Genomic DNA, 15,308 nt, shown 5'->3' on the forward strand with positions numbered 1-15,308 from the left:
CGTCCACGCCACTGCGCGGTAGAGCCTGTGGAGTCGACCCTGCACATGGGTTTGACGCTGCTACTTCTTCGTGGCCAGCACGATCACCCCGGCCACCACCAGGCCGATGCCACTCCATTCCCGCAGGCTGGGGCGCTCGCCCAGAAGCAGGTAGGCCAGCACGATCACCAGCACCACGCTGAACTTGTCCACCACCGCCACCTTGGCCAGCTCGCCGCTCTGCAGCGCGCGGAAATAGAACAGCCAGGAAGCCCCCGTGGCGAGTGCCGACAACACCAGGAACAGCTGCGTGCGCCCCGGCAACAGCAACGGGTTGGACCACTTGCCGGTGACCACCACCAGCGGCAGGATCACCGCCGCCACCACCAGCGTGCGGATGGCCATGGCCAGGTCCGAGTCCACGCCCTTGACGCCAACCTTGGCAAACAGCGCCGTCAGCGCCGCGAACACGGCAGACAGTCCAGCCCACAACAGCCATTGCGGTAGATTCTGCATGCCGCGTTTCTCCCGGTCCAAAGGGGGTGGTACCGACAACGCTACACTCACCGGTGTCGTGCGCAGGTACTGCGGCGCACACCACGGCTCAGGCACGCTGCAGGCGTCGCTTCAACTGCGTGTCCATCAGTCCGACGACCAGCAGCACCGCGCTGGTCAGCCAGCCCGCGGCCAGCAGGTGGGTGTGCGGCAACAGCGCGCCCAGCACACCCAGTGCCATCGCACCGAACAGGTGCGAATGCGGTGCGTGCCCGTAGACCACACGCTTGTAGAGCGCACTTCCCAGCAGGTAGATCAGCGGGCCGGCCACCAGCACTGCGGCATACACCGGCGTGACCGCCGCGCCCGGATGGTCCATCACCAGATCGTTGCCCACCGCGGTGGCGATGATGCCGGCGATCAACAACGCGTGCACGTAATGGAAGTTCGCGCCTATTCGCCCCGGGTCCTGGGCGTGGCTGATGGCCTCGGTGGCGTCCCGGCTGGAGATGCCGAAGTACAGCCACCACATGGCGATCGTGCCGGCAAAGGTGGCCAGCACCGCCGACACCACCGCCCCGCTCCACTGCTCGACTTCGCTGAGCACGCCGCCGGTCGCCAGCAGCGTCTCACCCAGCGCGACAATGACGAACAGCTGGCAGCGCTCGGCCAGATGCCCGCCTTCGATGGTCCAGTCGCGGGTATGCGAGCGCCCCATGCCCGGGAACGCAAAGCCGAACATCGGCGAGATGTACTCGCACGCCACCGCTACCGCCCACAGCGCAAGCCGTGCATTCCCATCGGCCGCAGCGCCGGCCAGCCAGAAACAGGCCGACACGCAGACCCAGGCCAGCATGCGGCGGAAGTTGGGCGCCAGTGGATGCCTGCCTCCCACCTCGAACAGGACGAAGGCGGTACGCCCCACCTGCATCGTCGCATAGGCACCGGCGAACACCCACGCGCGATCGCCGAACGCCTCGGGAATGGACGAAGACATCAACAGCGCCAGCAGCATGGTGACGAACAGCAGCGCGCGGATGCGCGGTGCTTCCGGATCGAACCAGTTGCTGACCCAGCACGCGTACTGCCAGCCCAGCCACACCGCGAACCACAGCACCAGCGTCTGCAGCACGCCGGCCAGGTCCAGGTGGTGCAGCAGGTGGTGGCTGAGCTGGGTGACCGCGAACACGTAGACCAGGTCGAAGAACAGCTCTTCGTAGGTCACGCGTGCATGGTGGCCATCGCGATGGCGCAGTGCCGGCAGGCGCAGTCGAGTGCTCATGGGCCGCCCTCAGCGCGCCAGGCGCCAGTACAGCAGCCCGGCCAGCAGGGCCGGCACTGCGAACACCAGCAGCAGGATCGGCAGTTCCTCGCGCACCGCATAGCCGGCGCGGCTGACGCCCACCCACATGTTGGCCACGGCCACCAGCAGCCAGGTGGCGATGAAGGCCAGCATGGCCGCGGGCATCAGCGAGTTGCCGACGCTCCACGGACGGCCGAACAGCAGGAACACCCCGAGCAGCAGGACCCCGCCGCCGATCACCAGAAGCACATGCATGTGTCGATCCCCATTGGCCTGGGCGCAGGCTAGCCCGGGCCGATTCTGCGCTCCAGACGATGATCGTGGTTTCACCCTCCAGCCACCGCGAACAATCCACTGGCCGGGCAACCGATAGCACATGCGAACAGTTCCCATTAATATCCAGCCGCCACGCAGCGACCCTCGCTGCGCGCTGCCCTGTCTTTTCCCTGTGCCCGTCCGGATGCCCGAATCGCCCCCGTCGCTGCCCGCCTTGCCGCTGCCGCATGCCCTGCTGCGCCACTACGAGGAGCTGGTCGACCACCTGCGTCGCCGCTTCCGCTCACCCGGTCTGGCGCGGTCGGTGGCCGCTTCCAGGCTCAGGCCTTCGCGGTGGATTTCGAAGGGCGCTATCACGCAGTACATCAGCTACTACTCGCAGACCGCGCGGTCAAACCCGAGCTGCTTCTCCGGCCGCGGCCGGGTGCTGACCCTGGGATGGCAGTACCGCTACTGATCCACGGCGCCCTTATGGGAGCCATGAAATCTATGCGCGAGTTGATGGAGGAGGCCCATGCTAGTTTCTGGGCCTCCTTCAAACGGACGTGCAACATGCGCAGCTCCATGCTCGCCCTCACGCTTGCCGCAGTGCTGCCGATCGCCCACGCGACGGCCGCTGATGCCCCCCTGCCCCAGCTGCGTGCCTACACCGTTGACGCCTCATGGCTGCAGCCGATGGCGCCGCTGCAGATTGCCGACCATACCTGGCAGATCGGCACGCAGGACCTGACCGCGCTGCTGGTGCAGACCGCCGACGGCGCGGTGCTGCTGGATGGTGGCATGCCGCAGATGGCCGACCATCTGCTGGCCAACATGAAGGCTCGCGGAGTGGCGCCGCAGGATCTGCGGTTGATCCTGCTCAGTCATGCCCATGCCGACCACGCAGGGCCGGTGGCCGAGATCAAGCGGCGCACCGCTGCCCATGTGGCGGCCAACGCCGAGTCGGCGGTGTTGCTGGCACGCGGCGGCAGCGATGACCTGCACTTCGGCGATGGCATCACCTATCCGCCGGCCAGCGCCGACCGCATCATCATGGATGGCGAAGTGGTCTCCATCGGTGGCATCGACTTCACCGCGCACTTCATGCCGGGGCACACCCCCGGCAGCACCGCGTGGACCTGGACCGACACCCGCAACGGCAAGCCGGTGCGCATCGCCTATGCCGACAGCCTGAGCGCACCGGGTTACCAGCTGCAGGACAACCCCCGCTATCCGCGCCTGATCGAAGACTACAAGCGCAGCTTCACCACGGTGCGTGGCCTGCCCTGTGACCTGCTGCTGACCCCGCATCCGGGTGCCAGCCACTGGAACTATGCCGCTGGCAGCAAGGCCGGCGTGGATGTGTTGAGCTGCAAGGCCTACGCCGATGACGCCGAGAAGAAATTCGACGCCCAGCTGGCCAGGGAGACGGCCGGGGTACGCTGATTCTGTAGAGCCGAGCCAACGTTCGGCTGCTTTCTGCCGGCAAGCCGAGCATGGGCTCGGCTCTACAGAGAGCGCATCGAAGGGTGCCGGTCAGAACGACCGGCACCTCCGCCTGTCAGCCTTCCTGCCCGTGCTGGGCAAACGGCTCGGTACTGCCATCGGCGCGTACCAGCTCGACCGTGTACGGCTGCACATAGCCATCCGGCATTTCCATGCCCGGCGAACCAGCGGGCATGCCCGGCAGCACCAGCCCGCGCGCCGCCGGTCGTTCGGCCAGCAGGCGCTTGATGTCCTCGGCCGGGATGTGGCCCTCGACTACATAACCGCCGATCTCGGCGGTATGGCAGGACGCCTTGCCGACCGGTACACCCAGGCGGACCTTGATCGGGTTCATGTCGTCGGTGTCGCGCACATCCACCTGGAAGCCGGCGGCCTTGAGGTGATCGACCCAGACGCTGCAGCAGCCGCAGCTGGCGGTCTTGTGCACGATGGCCAGCGGCAACGCCGGATCGATCTCGGCCGCGCTGACCTTGGCCGGCGCCGCCGGCGCCTCACTGGCAACCGGCGTTGCCGACGATTCTTCGGCGGCCCGCGCGCAGGCGGCAGTGGCCAGAACGGTGCTCAGCAGCACGCCCAGGGAGAAAGAACGGTTCATTGAATGATTCCTTTGCAGATGCGGGCACCAGCGCCCGCCGCCCGCGCATCGATGGCGCAGGCCAGGTCGAGATTGAGTCGAACAGTCATGACAGGCGCGTGGGGCCTGCAGGAAATCACACGATCGGCGGCCGCATCGGGTCCGGCGTTGACGGCGGCGCGCGTTGCTGCGTCGTGGTCGGAGCAGGCGCCTCGCGCCAGGGCGAGGCCGGTGTTCCGTTCAACGTCGACAGCATGCCAAGACAGGTCGGCGGACATTCGCACTCACCGCTCTGGCAGGCCGCCGGGGCAGCATCATCGCAACAGCCGGCCACCGCCATTGCGGACGAATGCGGTGCCGTGCACGGGTCCTGGCTGGCCGGCCCGCCGTACGAAGGTGCGGCGAGCGCCAGCGCCGGCGCATCCAGCACCAGGGCAACGAGCAGCATCCATCGCAGCAGCAGGCCAGGCAGGTTCGCATGCCGATGATAGCCGATGCGCGCGTCATGCAGTCGCCGCCCCCATCGCGCTCATCCGCACCGGGATCGACTTGGCGGCTGGCGTGCCGCTGATGCGATCGTAATAGTCCAGCGGCAGCAATGGGTTCAGTTCGGGGTAGTAACCAGCCAGCGCGCCACGTGGCATCGGGTAGTCCAGCACGGTCAGGCCCTCGATGCGCCGCTGCACGCCATCGCCGCTGATCGTCTCCAGGCTGACCCGCGCTTCCTTTTCCAGCCCGCGCGCCAGCCGGTCCTCGATGTTCATGAACAGCACCATGCGGTCGTTGTACACGCCGCGATAGCGGTCGTTGTAGCTGTAGATGGTGGTGTTGTACTGGTCATGCGAGCGCACTGTGGCCAGCCGCAGCATGTCCGGATCGTGTACGGGATCGTCCACGTCCAGGCCAGGCATCACCAGGATGTTGGCCTTGCCGTTTGGCGTGGGCCATACGCGGCGGCGCGGCGGAATGTCCAGGTGGAAGCCATGCGGCTGCTGGATGCGCTCGTTGAAACCGGTGTAGATCTCCGGGTACACGGCCGCGATCAGCTCACGGATGAGTGCGTAGTCGTGCATGCAGCCTGCCCAGTCGACCCTGCTGCGTGGCAGCGCGGCCATCGCCATGCGACAGACGATCTCGACCTCGGGCAACACATCGGCACTGACTGGCTCAAGCACGCCGCGCGAGGCGGTCACATTCGACATCGCATCTTCAATGGTGACGAACTGCTCGCCTGAAGGCGTGACGATGCGCTCCGAGCGCGCCACCACCGGCAGGATCAGCGCATCGCGGCCATGAACCAGATGACCTCGATTGAGCTTGGTGGCGATGCCCACGGTCAGGTCCAGGCCACGCATGGCTTCGTACGCACGCGGCGTATCGGGCACCGCATGGATGAAGTTGCCACCCAGGCCAATGAACACCTTGGCGCTGCCGTCCAGCATCGCCTCGATGGATTCGACCACATGGTGGCCATGCTCGCGCGGCGGGTCGAAGCCGAACACCTGCTGCACGCGGTCCAGGTAGGCCGGCTTGGGCTTCTCGTCGATGCCGACGGTACGGTCGCCCTGCACATTGGAATGCCCGCGGATCGGCCCGATGCCGGCGCCGGGCTTGCCGAAGTTGCCGCGCAGCATCAACAGGTTGGCGACCTGTTGCAGCAGGCGCGAGCCATACTGGTGCTGGGTCAGCCCCATTCCGTAACAGATCACGGTCGCGTTGGAGCGGATGTAGATCTCCGCGCATCGGCGGATCTGCGCCTGCGAAATGCCGGACACCTGTACGATCTCGTCCCAGTCCTGCGCCATCACGTCCTCGCGCAGCGCCTCCAGGCCCACCGTGTGTTCTGACAGGAAATCATGGTCGAGCACGCGCTCGCCCTGTGCCTCGCGCTCGAACATCACCTTCATCATGCCCTTGATCAGGGCCAGGTCGCCGCCGATGCGGATGTGCACGAACTCGCTGGTGATCTCGGTTGAACCCAAAGTGGCCATCTGCACCACGTCCTGCGGCTCGGCAAAGCGGATCAGCGCGCGCTCGGGCATCGGGTTGACCGCCACGATCGGAATACCGCGTTTGCGCGCTTCCACCAGGTTGCTCATCATCCGCGGCGAATTGGTGCCGGTGTTCTGGCCGATCACGAAGATCGCCTCTGCGTGCTCGAAGTCCTGCAGCACGATGGTGCCCTTGCCCACCCCGATGGCCGGCGGCAGGCCCCGGCTGGTCGGCTCGTGGCACATGTTCGAGCAGTCCGGGAAATTGTTGGTGCCGAACTCGCGCACGAAGATCGAATACAGGAATGCGGCTTCGTTGGGCGTACGGCCGGAGGTATAGAACTCGGCCTGGTGAGGGCTGTCCAGCGCCTGCAGGTGGCGGCCGATCAGCGCGAAGGCGTCGTCCCAGCTGCACGGCACGTAATGATCGGTGGACGCGTCGTAGCGCATCGGCTCGGTCAACCGGCCCTGCATCTCCAGCCAATAGTCGGTCTGCGCCATCAGTTCAGTGACGGAGTACTGGGCGAACAGTTCGCGCCCCGCACGGAACTGAGTGGCTTCCCAGGCCAGTGCCTTCGCGCCGTTCTCGCAGAACTCCAGCTTTTTGCGTTCGTCGGCGTCGGGGAACGCACAGCTTGGGCACTTGAAGCCGCCCGGCTGGTTCATCGCCAGCAGCGCCTTCGATCCCTTGCCGATCACGCTCTGCTGCAGCAGCACCTTGGCGGTGGCGCCGGCGGCACCCCAGCCACCGGCGGGCTGGTTGTAGGGTTTGTAACGCGGTGGCTTCTGCTCGGACATGTTCGGGAACCTGGCGGGACGAACGCAACGACGTACGGTGCTCGGCTGATCGGCGGCCCTGTCGGCACCCCGCCCAGCGCCACAGTCAAGCACGGCACACGGCACTGCGCCAGAGGTGGCAACCGATTTTCGCGCAGCCTGCCATGACACCGGTTACACCCGCGTCAGCAGCAGGCCGCTGCGCTATTCTCGAAGCCGTAGGTTGTCCACCACCTGCGCATTCCCCTTGCCCGGACGCGCTGCATGCCTGATTCGATTCCGCCCCACACCCCGCCCGCCGGCACGGCCCAGCGCCCGTTGCAGCGCTGGCGCGGCGAAGGACGCCAGCTACAGATCGATGTGGTGGCCGAAGAAGTACCCATCGCACTGCGCTACAACGGCGCCACCTTCGCGGTGATGATGGCCACGCCCTGTGACCTGGAAGACTTCGCGCTGGGCTTTTCGCTCAGCGAGGGCCTGGTCACGGCGCCGGCGCAGCTGCTGGCCATCGAGGTGCGGCCGCAGCTGGAAGGGATCGAGCTGCAGATGACCGTGTGCGAGGATGCACCCGCTGCTCAGCTGGACCCGGCAAATGCGCGCCTGCTACCCGGTCGGGGTGGCTGTGGGCTATGCGGCACCCGGCAACTGGAGGACGTGCTGCGGCCGCTGCCGCAGATCCGCGAACGTCGTACCTACGCGCCAGCCGCCCTGCGACGGGCACTGGCCACGTTGGCACAGCACCAGCCGATGAACGCGGCAAGCGGCTCCACACATGCTGCCGCCTGGGCGGATGCCAGCGGCCGGATCGGCTGGGTGCGCGAGGACGTCGGCCGCCACAATGCACTGGACAAGTTGATCGGTGCCCTGCACCACAACGAGCACACCGTCGATGGCGGCCTGCTGGTGATTTCCAGCCGTGCCAGCTACGAGATGGTCAGCAAGGCGGTGCGTGCCGGCGCCAGCATGCTGGCCGCCGTGTCGGCGCCGACCGCACTGGCGATCGACCTGGCCCGCGGCGGCGGCCTGTGCCTGGTGGGGTTCGCGCGGGAAAGCGGATTCAATGTGTATACCCATCCGGAACGGCTGCAGGCGGATGACAGGTAGCGCCGACCGGGTAGAGACGGCGGCGTAGCGTCGACTGGGTAGAGTCGACTGTCAGTCGACTGCTCTTCGCTCAGATCCCCCAAAAACCCCCGCGCTGCGTGCGATAGTCGACTGACAGTCGACTCTACAAGTGCGGCGACCCGTCCGGCTTCGCCAGCAACCCGGCGATGCGCTCGGCAACCTGGGCACGCACATCTTCATCCAGCTGCCCTTCGTACATCGCCTCGTAGATCCACAGGCCATCGGCCGCCAGCCGTGCAACGAAATTGTCGAGCGTGGCCGGATCGTCGCTGCCTGCCTCCGGCGCGGATGGCGCCCAGCGTCGTACTGCCGGCCCCCACGGACGTTCGCCAGCCTCCGGGTCGGCCGATTCAAGCATGAACATCAGCTCGGCACGCGTGGCGCTCTGGGCCGACACGCGCACGAAGGTCTGGTAGCGCTCCAGCGCCGTGGCCTGCTCGGCGGTCTTGCCCAGCAACGCTTCCATCGACGTCTCCCAGGCACGCACCAGGTGTTCGTCGATACCCCGCAGCAGCGCCTCGCGGGACGGGAAGTGGTACAGCAGGCCACCACGGGTCAATTGGGCCTCGGCCGCCACCGACTCGAAGGTCACCGCACGCACGCCGTCACGATTGATCACGTTGACGGCGGCGTCGAGGATGCGGTCGCGCTTGCTGGTTCTCATGGGCTCATTTTACGCGATCGGCGGCGCCCTCGCGGCCACCAACACGGCCACGCAACAGGCGTGCGATGAGCGCGGCACCCACCGCCAGCACCACCGTGATCACCAGCAGCACGATCTGGTAGCCGCGATCGTAGGCCGCCGCGGCCAGCGCGAACCACTCGCCCTGCCCGCTTTCGCGTGCCACGTGCAGCGCCTGGGTGAAACCTTCGCGTGCAAGCGCCGGCATGTCGGCAGAGGCCGGCAGGAACGCGCTGTACATCGCAGCGCTCAAGCTGCCCAGCATCGCCACTGCCAGCAGGCCACCGAACTCGTAGGACACTTCCTCCACCGACGACGCCATGCCCGCGCGGTGCGCCGGTACGTTGTTGAGGATGGCGGTGGAGGCCACCGAGATGGCCGAACCCATGCCGAAACCGGTGATCGCCATGCCCGCCACCACCCAGCCGAGCCCGTGCGGGAAGCCGAATGCCACCACGCCGACACCCAGTGCGCCCGCAGCCAGGCCACCGCAGATCAACGGACGCAGGCCAACCCGATGCAGGATGCTGCCGCCCAGCAGTGCACTCGGCAGGCTGCCCAGCGCTGCCACCGACACCAGCAGGCCCGCCTGCAGCGGCGTGAAGCCTGCAACCAGCTGGAAACGCTGGGTGGTGACCAGCTGCAGGCCGGCCATCGCGAACAGGGTGAACACCGCAGACAGCGTGCCGGCCAGGAACGCCGGATTGCGGAAGATCGCGAAGTCCAGCAACGGATACGGCAGCTGTTGCTGGCGACGCGCGAACGCCGCGCCGGTCACCACGGCCAACAGCAGCGCAGCAACGCCCAGCGCATACGACGGCGGCGTGGCGATCAGCGACTTGATCGCCAGCACCAGGCCGGAAAGCGCAGCGAGTGCCAGCAGCGACGAAACGAGGTCCCAGGGTCGCGACGTATCGCGCTGGCCTTCCGGCGCCAGCAGCAGCGTGGCCGCGAACGCGACCACCACCACCGGCACATTGATCAGGAACACCGAGCCCCACCAGAAGTGCTGCAGCAGCCAGCCGCCGATGATCGGTCCCAGTGCTGCGCCGACGATGGCGACGGAACCCCAGATCGCAATGGCGATATTGCGCTCGCGCTCCTCATGGAAGCTCAGCCCGATCAGCGCCAGCGTGGCCGGCATCATTGCCGCCGCACCCACTGCCAGGAAGGCACGCGCGGCAATCAGCTGGGGGGCGCTGCCGGCGAACGCCGCCGCCAGCGAGGCGATGCCGAACACCACCAGGCCGATCAGGAACATGCGGCGATGGCCGATGCGGTCGCCCAGCGTACCCGCGCCCAGCAGCAGGCCAGCCATCACCAGCGGATAGGCATTGATGATCCACAACGCCTGGCCTGCACTGGCCGAGAGTTCCTCGGTGAGCGTGGGCAGTGCGGTGTAGAGCACGGAGTTGTCGAGCGTGACCAGCAAGAGGCCGGCAGCGACGGTGAACAACAGTGCCCAGCGACGGGCACGCGACAGGGCCGGAGCACCGGCCAAGGGCTGGGACAGAGCCATGGGACAACCTGATGGGGTGAAGTACGGCCATAACTATACCGGACATCCGGTATATTTATGGCCTTCCGGACCAGCCGGTTCAGCCTTTGTAGAGGCGAGCTTGCTCGACGGAACGGCCGGGCAGGCATGGCCGGGCTCGACCGGTCAATGTCTACCGGCAGCCTTCTGGCAACGCCGCGATCGCCGCCACTACCGCACCCTGCATGCCCTGGCCCACGGCCATGTCCAGCTCGCCGCCGGTGCCGCCGTGCTGGCGCCGCAGTTCGTCCTCGCACAGCCTGCGCACGCGCGAGCGCGCGTTCGCCCGCAGGCTGCTGCAGCGCCAGTCGGTGCCCCCCAACGGCAATACCGAGTACACCACGCTGTTGCAGGCGTTGCCGGCGCGCTGCTGCAGCGACAGACCATCGAAGTCCCGTGGCTCGCTGCTGTGCTCCGGGTCGAAATAGCTGTCCGGGAAGGTGCGCGCGTACTGTTCAACGTCCACATCCATGACGCGCCCGCCGGCCAACGGCATGCGCAGGCGCTCACCACACCGCATGCCATCGGCGCGATGCTGGATGTACTGGTAGATCGGCCGATCCAGTGTTGGATCCTGCTGGGTCACCGCACTGACCGCCGCCAGCACCGGCAGCGAGGCACGATTGGCCATGCGTGCCAGCAGCCCGGCCTGCGCCGGCTGGCAGCGGTCACGCAGCGTTGCCGCCAGCAGGAACAGCACATCGTTGCGAAAGGCCGGTTCCTCCACCATGTGCCGTTCGATGCGCTGGCGCGCCTCGGCCGCAGGTGCGGGAAACACAATCGCGGGCGGCTTGGAGACGACAACACGCCGATGCCATCCCGCCACCAGCGCGATTGCGGTTGCCAGCGCGCCCGCAGCGATGAGCCAACGCCTGCGCATCAGTTGCCGATCGCAGTCAGCGTCGCCGACGCTGCATCGTAGGATGCGCTGGCGATATCCGCATTGAACCGTTTCACCTGCAGGCGGCCGGCAAGCCGATAGGGATCCCACAGGTTGCCCAGCGCGATCGGCGTGGCCAGGGTGACATGGATGATCTGGTTCGGCGGCGGCGGTGGCACGTGGATGCATGCGCCGTAGAACGGCACGAACAGCAGTTCATCCACCAGGCCCGCATCCGTGGCCCCCAGCGGCACCACGAAACCGTCCAGATCCACGGCGCGGCCATCAGCTGCGTCGACCACGCGCGAAGAGCCGAACTGCCTGGCGCGGTCCGGGCTGGAATGGTCGATCTCCAGCCCCGGGGGCGTGCCCGCGCCGGTGTCGTCGATCAGGCCGCCCACGCCATCCATCCCATTGCGTGACAGGCCGATCTGCGGGGGGGGGCGCTGGTAGGTCACTTCGTCGGGCCGCAACGCGTCCCAACGGTCGATGGGGGCTTCGGCCGAGCCGGAGGGTGCCGGCTTGTCCTGCGGCTTGACCATCACGGCATCGCCGCCCGGCGCCGTGCAGCCCGCCAACCACAGGCATCCCAACGCCAGCAACAGGTGGCTACGGTTCATACGTCCTCAGCTGCGCATCACGCATGGTGTAGGCCGAACCGGCCAGTTCGTCGTCCAGCCGCTCGGCCTGCAGCGTCCCGACCAGGAAGAAGGGCGAGTACATGTCCGGCATCTCGATCGGCCGCGGCAGCACCACGTGCACGATCTGGTTCGGCGGCGGCGGTGGCACGTGGATGCAGGCGCCGTAATACGGCACGAACAGGAATTCGGTCAGGCGCCCGTCCTGCGCATTGGCCAGCGGCACCACGTAACCGGGCAGTCGTACCGGACGCCGCAGCACCGTATCCACGGTGCGGAAGGTGCCGAACTGCGGCATGCGGCGATTGCCATTGTGCTCGACCTCTGGCCCTTCGCCCCGCTCCAGCGCCGCCAGTTCGTCCCTGGGCATCATCTGCAGCCAGTCCAGCTCCTGCTCCCCGGCTGCGACCGTACCCGCGCGGTCGACCACCGGCGAGGGCGGCAAGGCCTGCACGCCGGTATCGACCGGCCGCTCGCACGCCACCAGCGCGAGCATCATCGTCAGCAACCCGATCCCGCGCATGCTCAGGCTCCCGGCGACAGGCCGTCGGCCACAGTGCGGCGGTAGGCCAGAACGGCCGGCACCAGCCCGGCCAGTGCGCTGATCCCCAGCACCGCCGCCACCCAGCCCAGCTCACGGCCGTCGGGCCATACATGGGTAATGGACAGGCCGAACGTCGCCAGCACCCAACCACGCCCCGCCAGGCTGGCCAGGACCAGCAGCGACAGCGCCAATGCGCAGGCGGCCGCGCTGGTCGCCACTGCCTCCACCATCAGCAGGCACGCGATGTCGCCTGGTCGCGCGCCGGTGGCGCGCAGCACCGCCATCTCGCGACGCCGCTCCTGCAGGGTCGAGACCAGCAGCGCCACCAGCGAGACCATGCCCAGCAGCACCACCATCGCACTGATCAGCTGCAGGGCGCGCTCGGCGGCACCCAGCGACTGCCACAGCTGCTGCAACGTCACGCCCGGCAGGATCGCCAGCATCGCCTCGTCTGGATACTCGTTGATCCTGCGCTGCACCGAGAACGTTGCGATGCGCGAGTTCAGGCCGAGCATGAAGGCGGTGATGCTGGTCGGAGTCAGGTCCAGGTGGCGCGCCTGCTCGGCACTGACGCTCTGGCTGCGCAGCTGCACGCCCGAACGCCAGTCGACGTGGATCGCTTCGATCGCCGGCAACGAAACCAGCACCGATGAATCGACCGGCGTGCCGGTGCGCTTCAGGATGCCGGAAACACGGAACGGCTTGTCGGCATGCGTCGCCAGGGCGACCGCCCCGGTGCCATGGGCCAGCACGATCTCGCTGCCGACACCCACCTTCTGCGCATGTGCCACCTCCGCGCCGATCACCGCGTCATACAGATCATCGAACGGCCGTCCCTGCGCAAACCCGAGCGTGTGCCCGGCACCGTAGCGATAGTGTTCGAAGTAGCCGCCACTGGTACCGATCACACGGAAGCCGCGCCAGGAATCACCGAGCGACAACGGCACCGCCCACTTCACCTGCGGTAGCGTGGACAGCTCCTGGTAGGACTGCCAGGACACATTGTTGGTGGGATCGCCGATATGGAACACCGAGTACAGCAGCAGATTCACCGGTCCAGAGCGCGCACCGACGATCAGGTCGGTGCCCGACACGGTACTGGCGAAGCCCTCGTGGGCCTGGTTGCGTATGCGTTCGACGCCCAGCAGCAGTACCACGCTGAGGGTGATGACCAGGATGGTCAGGCCCACGCTCAGCGCACGGCTGCGCAGGCTGGCCCAGGCAAGCTCAAGCATGGTCGCCACCTGCAAGGTTGATCTGCGACAAGGCAAGGGTGCGGTCGAACAAGGGTTGCAGGCTGTCGTCATGGCTGACCACCACCACCGTTGTGCCTGCCGCCTGGCCCTGCGCTGACATCAGCCGCAGGAAGGCGGTGGCCGCATCGCGATCCAGCGCCGAAGTAGGTTCATCAGCCAACAGCAGGGCCGGTCGACCGATCAATGCTCGCGCCGCGGCCACGCGTTGCTGCTGGCCGACACTGAGCGTGCCAGCGGGCCGCTGCATCAGCGCCGGGTCCAGCTGCAGGGCGGACAACAGCCGCGCGATCTCGCCATCCAGCGGCCCGCTGACGCGCTCGCTGCGCAAGCGCGAAAAGCGCAGGCCCAGCGCGATGTTGTCGCGCACGCTGAGGAACGGCAGCAGGTTGAACTGCTGGAAAATCACGCCCAGGTGGTCGGCACGGAATCGATCCCGCGCCGCACCGCGCATTGTGTGCAGCGGGCGCCCCGCGACCTCGACATGCCCCCTGCTCGGCAGCAGCACGCCGGCCAACAGGCCCAGCAGGGTACTCTTGCCGCCCCCACTGGCGCCTCGCAGCAGCACGCTGCTGCCCTGCTCGATCGACAGTCGCGGAATATCCAGCACCCGGCGCACGCCATAGCCGAACTGCACGTCTTCGAGTGCGATCACTGGTACCGCGCTCACGGTGCCAGCACCACGCGCAGGTTGCCGGGTGTCAGCACGTTGCGCCCCTGGCCGTTGGCCGTGGTGCTGTTGACGATGACTTCGTGCAACCCGGGGAACAGTACCGGCAGGCGCACGACGATGGCGCGCAATGCGGCCGGATTCGCGCAGCGGTACTGGAGCGTGGCAGTGAAACCGGCGTGTCGATGCTGTGCTGCCGATGGCGGGGCGACCGTCGCGTCGAAACCCTCCGCCGTGGCGTGGCTGCTGGCCACGCGGCACCCTGCAGCGGTGGGCAGGGTGACCCAGCTTCCCCCCTTCAACAACACGGTGGCACGCGCCAGCGCGGCGTGCTCCGCTGCGCTGCCTGGCGCTCGCTCGAAGTCCAGGATGCCGATGCCCGGTGCCTGCAGGGCAACCTCCAGCGTGCCTCGATCCAGCGCCAGGTCGAGCATGGCCTGGCCATGCATGTGCGGTGCATGCTGGCGGATATCGTGTGCATGCGCAGCGCTGGCGCCCAGCAGCAGGAAGAGAGCAGCAGGAAGCTTCATGACGTGGACTCCACATTGTTACTATGTAACATTATGGACCACATCCCCACCACGCCCGCAAGGGCCTTGGCCCAGCCGCCAACGTCGGCACGCTGGCACCCCCACATCGACCTGGCTGGCGCCTGGCTGTCACTGGCCTGCGCCGCGCACTGCATCGCCCTGCCCCTGCTGCTTGCCTTCGTGCCCGCGGCAATGATGGCGCTGCGCTCGTTCCAGCATCCCGGACATGGAGCAATGACCCTGCTGCTGGTGATGTCGCGCTGGGAATGGCTGTTCGCGCTGCTGGCCTCGGCGTTGGCGATGGCCAGTACAGCGGCCGGGCTGCACCGGCATGGCCGCTGGCGCTCGGTACGGCTCGCCAGCGTCGGCGCCGGCCTGTTGCTGTCCGCCTCGCTGTACCTGCCACTGAAGGAATCACTGCTCTGGCATGGCGTGGCGACCGCCTGCGGCGGCGTGCTGCTGGCGGCAGCGCACATCAGCAACCGCCGCGCATTGCGCCAGCGCCGCTAGCGCCGGGCCATGCCCGCCATGGCATTTCGTCATCCACGCCCGGCATGGATCTACTGTAG

17 protein-coding genes and 1 pseudogene are annotated in these 15,308 nt (G+C 67.4%); 4 read left to right on the top strand and 14 right to left on the bottom strand.

The genetic code is table 11. The annotated features are described in order from the left end of the window. Nucleotides 1-60: 60 nt before the first annotated feature. From AC5P8Z_RS13705 to AC5P8Z_RS13715, 3 genes are all read right to left on the bottom strand, one after another. Nucleotides 61-495 (bottom strand): EamA family transporter, encoded by a 435-nt coding sequence (locus tag AC5P8Z_RS13705; protein ID WP_295568944.1) that lies wholly within the window; start codon nucleotides 493-495, stop codon nucleotides 61-63. An 88-nt stretch (nucleotides 496-583) separates the two neighbouring features. Beyond that, on the bottom strand, nucleotides 584-1,756 hold the full coding sequence (locus tag AC5P8Z_RS13710; protein ID WP_495229288.1) for a low temperature requirement protein A: 1,173 nt from the start codon (nucleotides 1,754-1,756) through the stop codon (nucleotides 584-586). A gap of 9 nt (nucleotides 1,757-1,765) precedes the next feature. Then, nucleotides 1,766-2,032 (bottom strand): hypothetical protein, encoded by a 267-nt coding sequence (locus tag AC5P8Z_RS13715; protein ID WP_495229289.1) that lies wholly within the window; start codon nucleotides 2,030-2,032, stop codon nucleotides 1,766-1,768. Nucleotides 2,033-2,237: 205 nt separating this feature from the next. Here AC5P8Z_RS13715 and AC5P8Z_RS13720 point away from each other — a divergent pair. Both AC5P8Z_RS13720 and blaL1 read left to right on the top strand, forming a co-directional pair. Then, a pseudogene (locus tag AC5P8Z_RS13720) lies at nucleotides 2,238-2,360 on the top strand (RNA polymerase sigma factor); the annotation flags it as partial. A 245-nt stretch (nucleotides 2,361-2,605) separates the two neighbouring features. Then, entirely contained in the window at nucleotides 2,606-3,478 is an 873-nt protein-coding gene (gene blaL1 / locus AC5P8Z_RS13725) for a L1 family subclass B3 metallo-beta-lactamase (protein WP_495229290.1), read from the top strand. A gap of 115 nt (nucleotides 3,479-3,593) precedes the next feature. Here the strand turns inward: blaL1 and AC5P8Z_RS13730 are convergent, their stop codons facing one another. The 3 genes from AC5P8Z_RS13730 to AC5P8Z_RS13740 form a co-directional block, all read right to left on the bottom strand. After that, a complete protein-coding gene (locus tag AC5P8Z_RS13730; RefSeq protein WP_495229291.1) occupies nucleotides 3,594-4,133 on the bottom strand; it encodes a DUF411 domain-containing protein in 540 nt (179 codons plus the stop codon). Further along, a complete protein-coding gene (locus tag AC5P8Z_RS13735) occupies nucleotides 4,130-4,390 on the bottom strand; it encodes a hypothetical protein (protein WP_295568940.1) in 261 nt (86 codons plus the stop codon). Before AC5P8Z_RS13735 ends, AC5P8Z_RS13730 begins: the two co-directional genes overlap by 4 nt. A 225-nt stretch (nucleotides 4,391-4,615) precedes the next feature. Further along, entirely contained in the window at nucleotides 4,616-6,901 is a 2,286-nt protein-coding gene (locus tag AC5P8Z_RS13740; protein ID WP_495229292.1) for an FdhF/YdeP family oxidoreductase, read from the bottom strand. Nucleotides 6,902-7,144: 243 nt separating this feature from the next. Between AC5P8Z_RS13740 and fdhD the strand changes: the two genes are divergently transcribed. Next, nucleotides 7,145-7,984 carry a formate dehydrogenase accessory sulfurtransferase FdhD gene (fdhD, locus tag AC5P8Z_RS13745; RefSeq protein WP_495229293.1) on the top strand — a complete coding sequence of 280 codons (840 nt, stop codon included), beginning with the start codon at nucleotides 7,145-7,147 and terminating at the stop codon, nucleotides 7,982-7,984. 124 nt (nucleotides 7,985-8,108) lie between these two features. Here fdhD and AC5P8Z_RS13750 read toward each other — a convergent pair whose 3' ends face one another. From AC5P8Z_RS13750 to AC5P8Z_RS13785, 8 genes are all read right to left on the bottom strand, one after another. Further along, on the bottom strand, nucleotides 8,109-8,669 hold the full coding sequence (locus tag AC5P8Z_RS13750; protein WP_286068490.1) for a TetR/AcrR family transcriptional regulator: 561 nt from the start codon (nucleotides 8,667-8,669) through the stop codon (nucleotides 8,109-8,111). Between the two features lie 4 nt (nucleotides 8,670-8,673). After that, a complete protein-coding gene (locus AC5P8Z_RS13755; protein WP_495229294.1) occupies nucleotides 8,674-10,206 on the bottom strand; it encodes an MFS transporter in 1,533 nt (510 codons plus the stop codon). 151 nt (nucleotides 10,207-10,357) lie between these two features. Next, nucleotides 10,358-11,104, bottom strand: a complete 747-nt coding sequence (locus AC5P8Z_RS13760) for a hypothetical protein (RefSeq protein WP_495229295.1) — start codon at nucleotides 11,102-11,104, stop codon at nucleotides 10,358-10,360. Next, on the bottom strand, nucleotides 11,104-11,724 hold the full coding sequence (locus tag AC5P8Z_RS13765) for a DUF3299 domain-containing protein (protein ID WP_495229296.1): 621 nt from the start codon (nucleotides 11,722-11,724) through the stop codon (nucleotides 11,104-11,106). The genes AC5P8Z_RS13760 and AC5P8Z_RS13765 overlap by 1 nt, the downstream gene beginning before the upstream one ends. Continuing rightward, complete coding sequence (locus AC5P8Z_RS13770; RefSeq protein ID WP_495229366.1) at nucleotides 11,714-12,241, bottom strand: DUF3299 domain-containing protein; 528 nt, start codon at nucleotides 12,239-12,241, stop codon at nucleotides 11,714-11,716. Before AC5P8Z_RS13770 ends, AC5P8Z_RS13765 begins: the two co-directional genes overlap by 11 nt. A gap of 26 nt (nucleotides 12,242-12,267) precedes the next feature. Then, the gene (locus AC5P8Z_RS13775; RefSeq protein WP_495229297.1) at nucleotides 12,268-13,521 is read right to left on the bottom strand and encodes an ABC transporter permease; all 1,254 of its coding nucleotides are present in this window, start codon (nucleotides 13,519-13,521) and stop codon (nucleotides 12,268-12,270) included. After that, nucleotides 13,514-14,209: an ATP-binding cassette domain-containing protein gene (locus AC5P8Z_RS13780; protein WP_495229298.1), complete on the bottom strand. Its 696-nt coding sequence runs from the start codon at nucleotides 14,207-14,209 to the stop codon at nucleotides 13,514-13,516. The genes AC5P8Z_RS13775 and AC5P8Z_RS13780 overlap by 8 nt, the downstream gene beginning before the upstream one ends. Beyond that, nucleotides 14,206-14,739 (bottom strand): ZrgA family zinc uptake protein, encoded by a 534-nt coding sequence (locus tag AC5P8Z_RS13785; RefSeq protein ID WP_495229299.1) that lies wholly within the window; start codon nucleotides 14,737-14,739, stop codon nucleotides 14,206-14,208. The genes AC5P8Z_RS13780 and AC5P8Z_RS13785 overlap by 4 nt, the downstream gene beginning before the upstream one ends. 33 nt (nucleotides 14,740-14,772) lie before the next feature. On the opposite strand from AC5P8Z_RS13785, the gene AC5P8Z_RS13790 reads away from it, so the two are divergent. Continuing rightward, nucleotides 14,773-15,249 (top strand): MerC domain-containing protein, encoded by a 477-nt coding sequence (locus AC5P8Z_RS13790; protein ID WP_295568929.1) that lies wholly within the window; start codon nucleotides 14,773-14,775, stop codon nucleotides 15,247-15,249. Nucleotides 15,250-15,308 lie beyond the last annotated feature (59 nt).

It is taken from the genome of Stenotrophomonas sp. YJH_SMC_17, assembly GCF_059371655.1.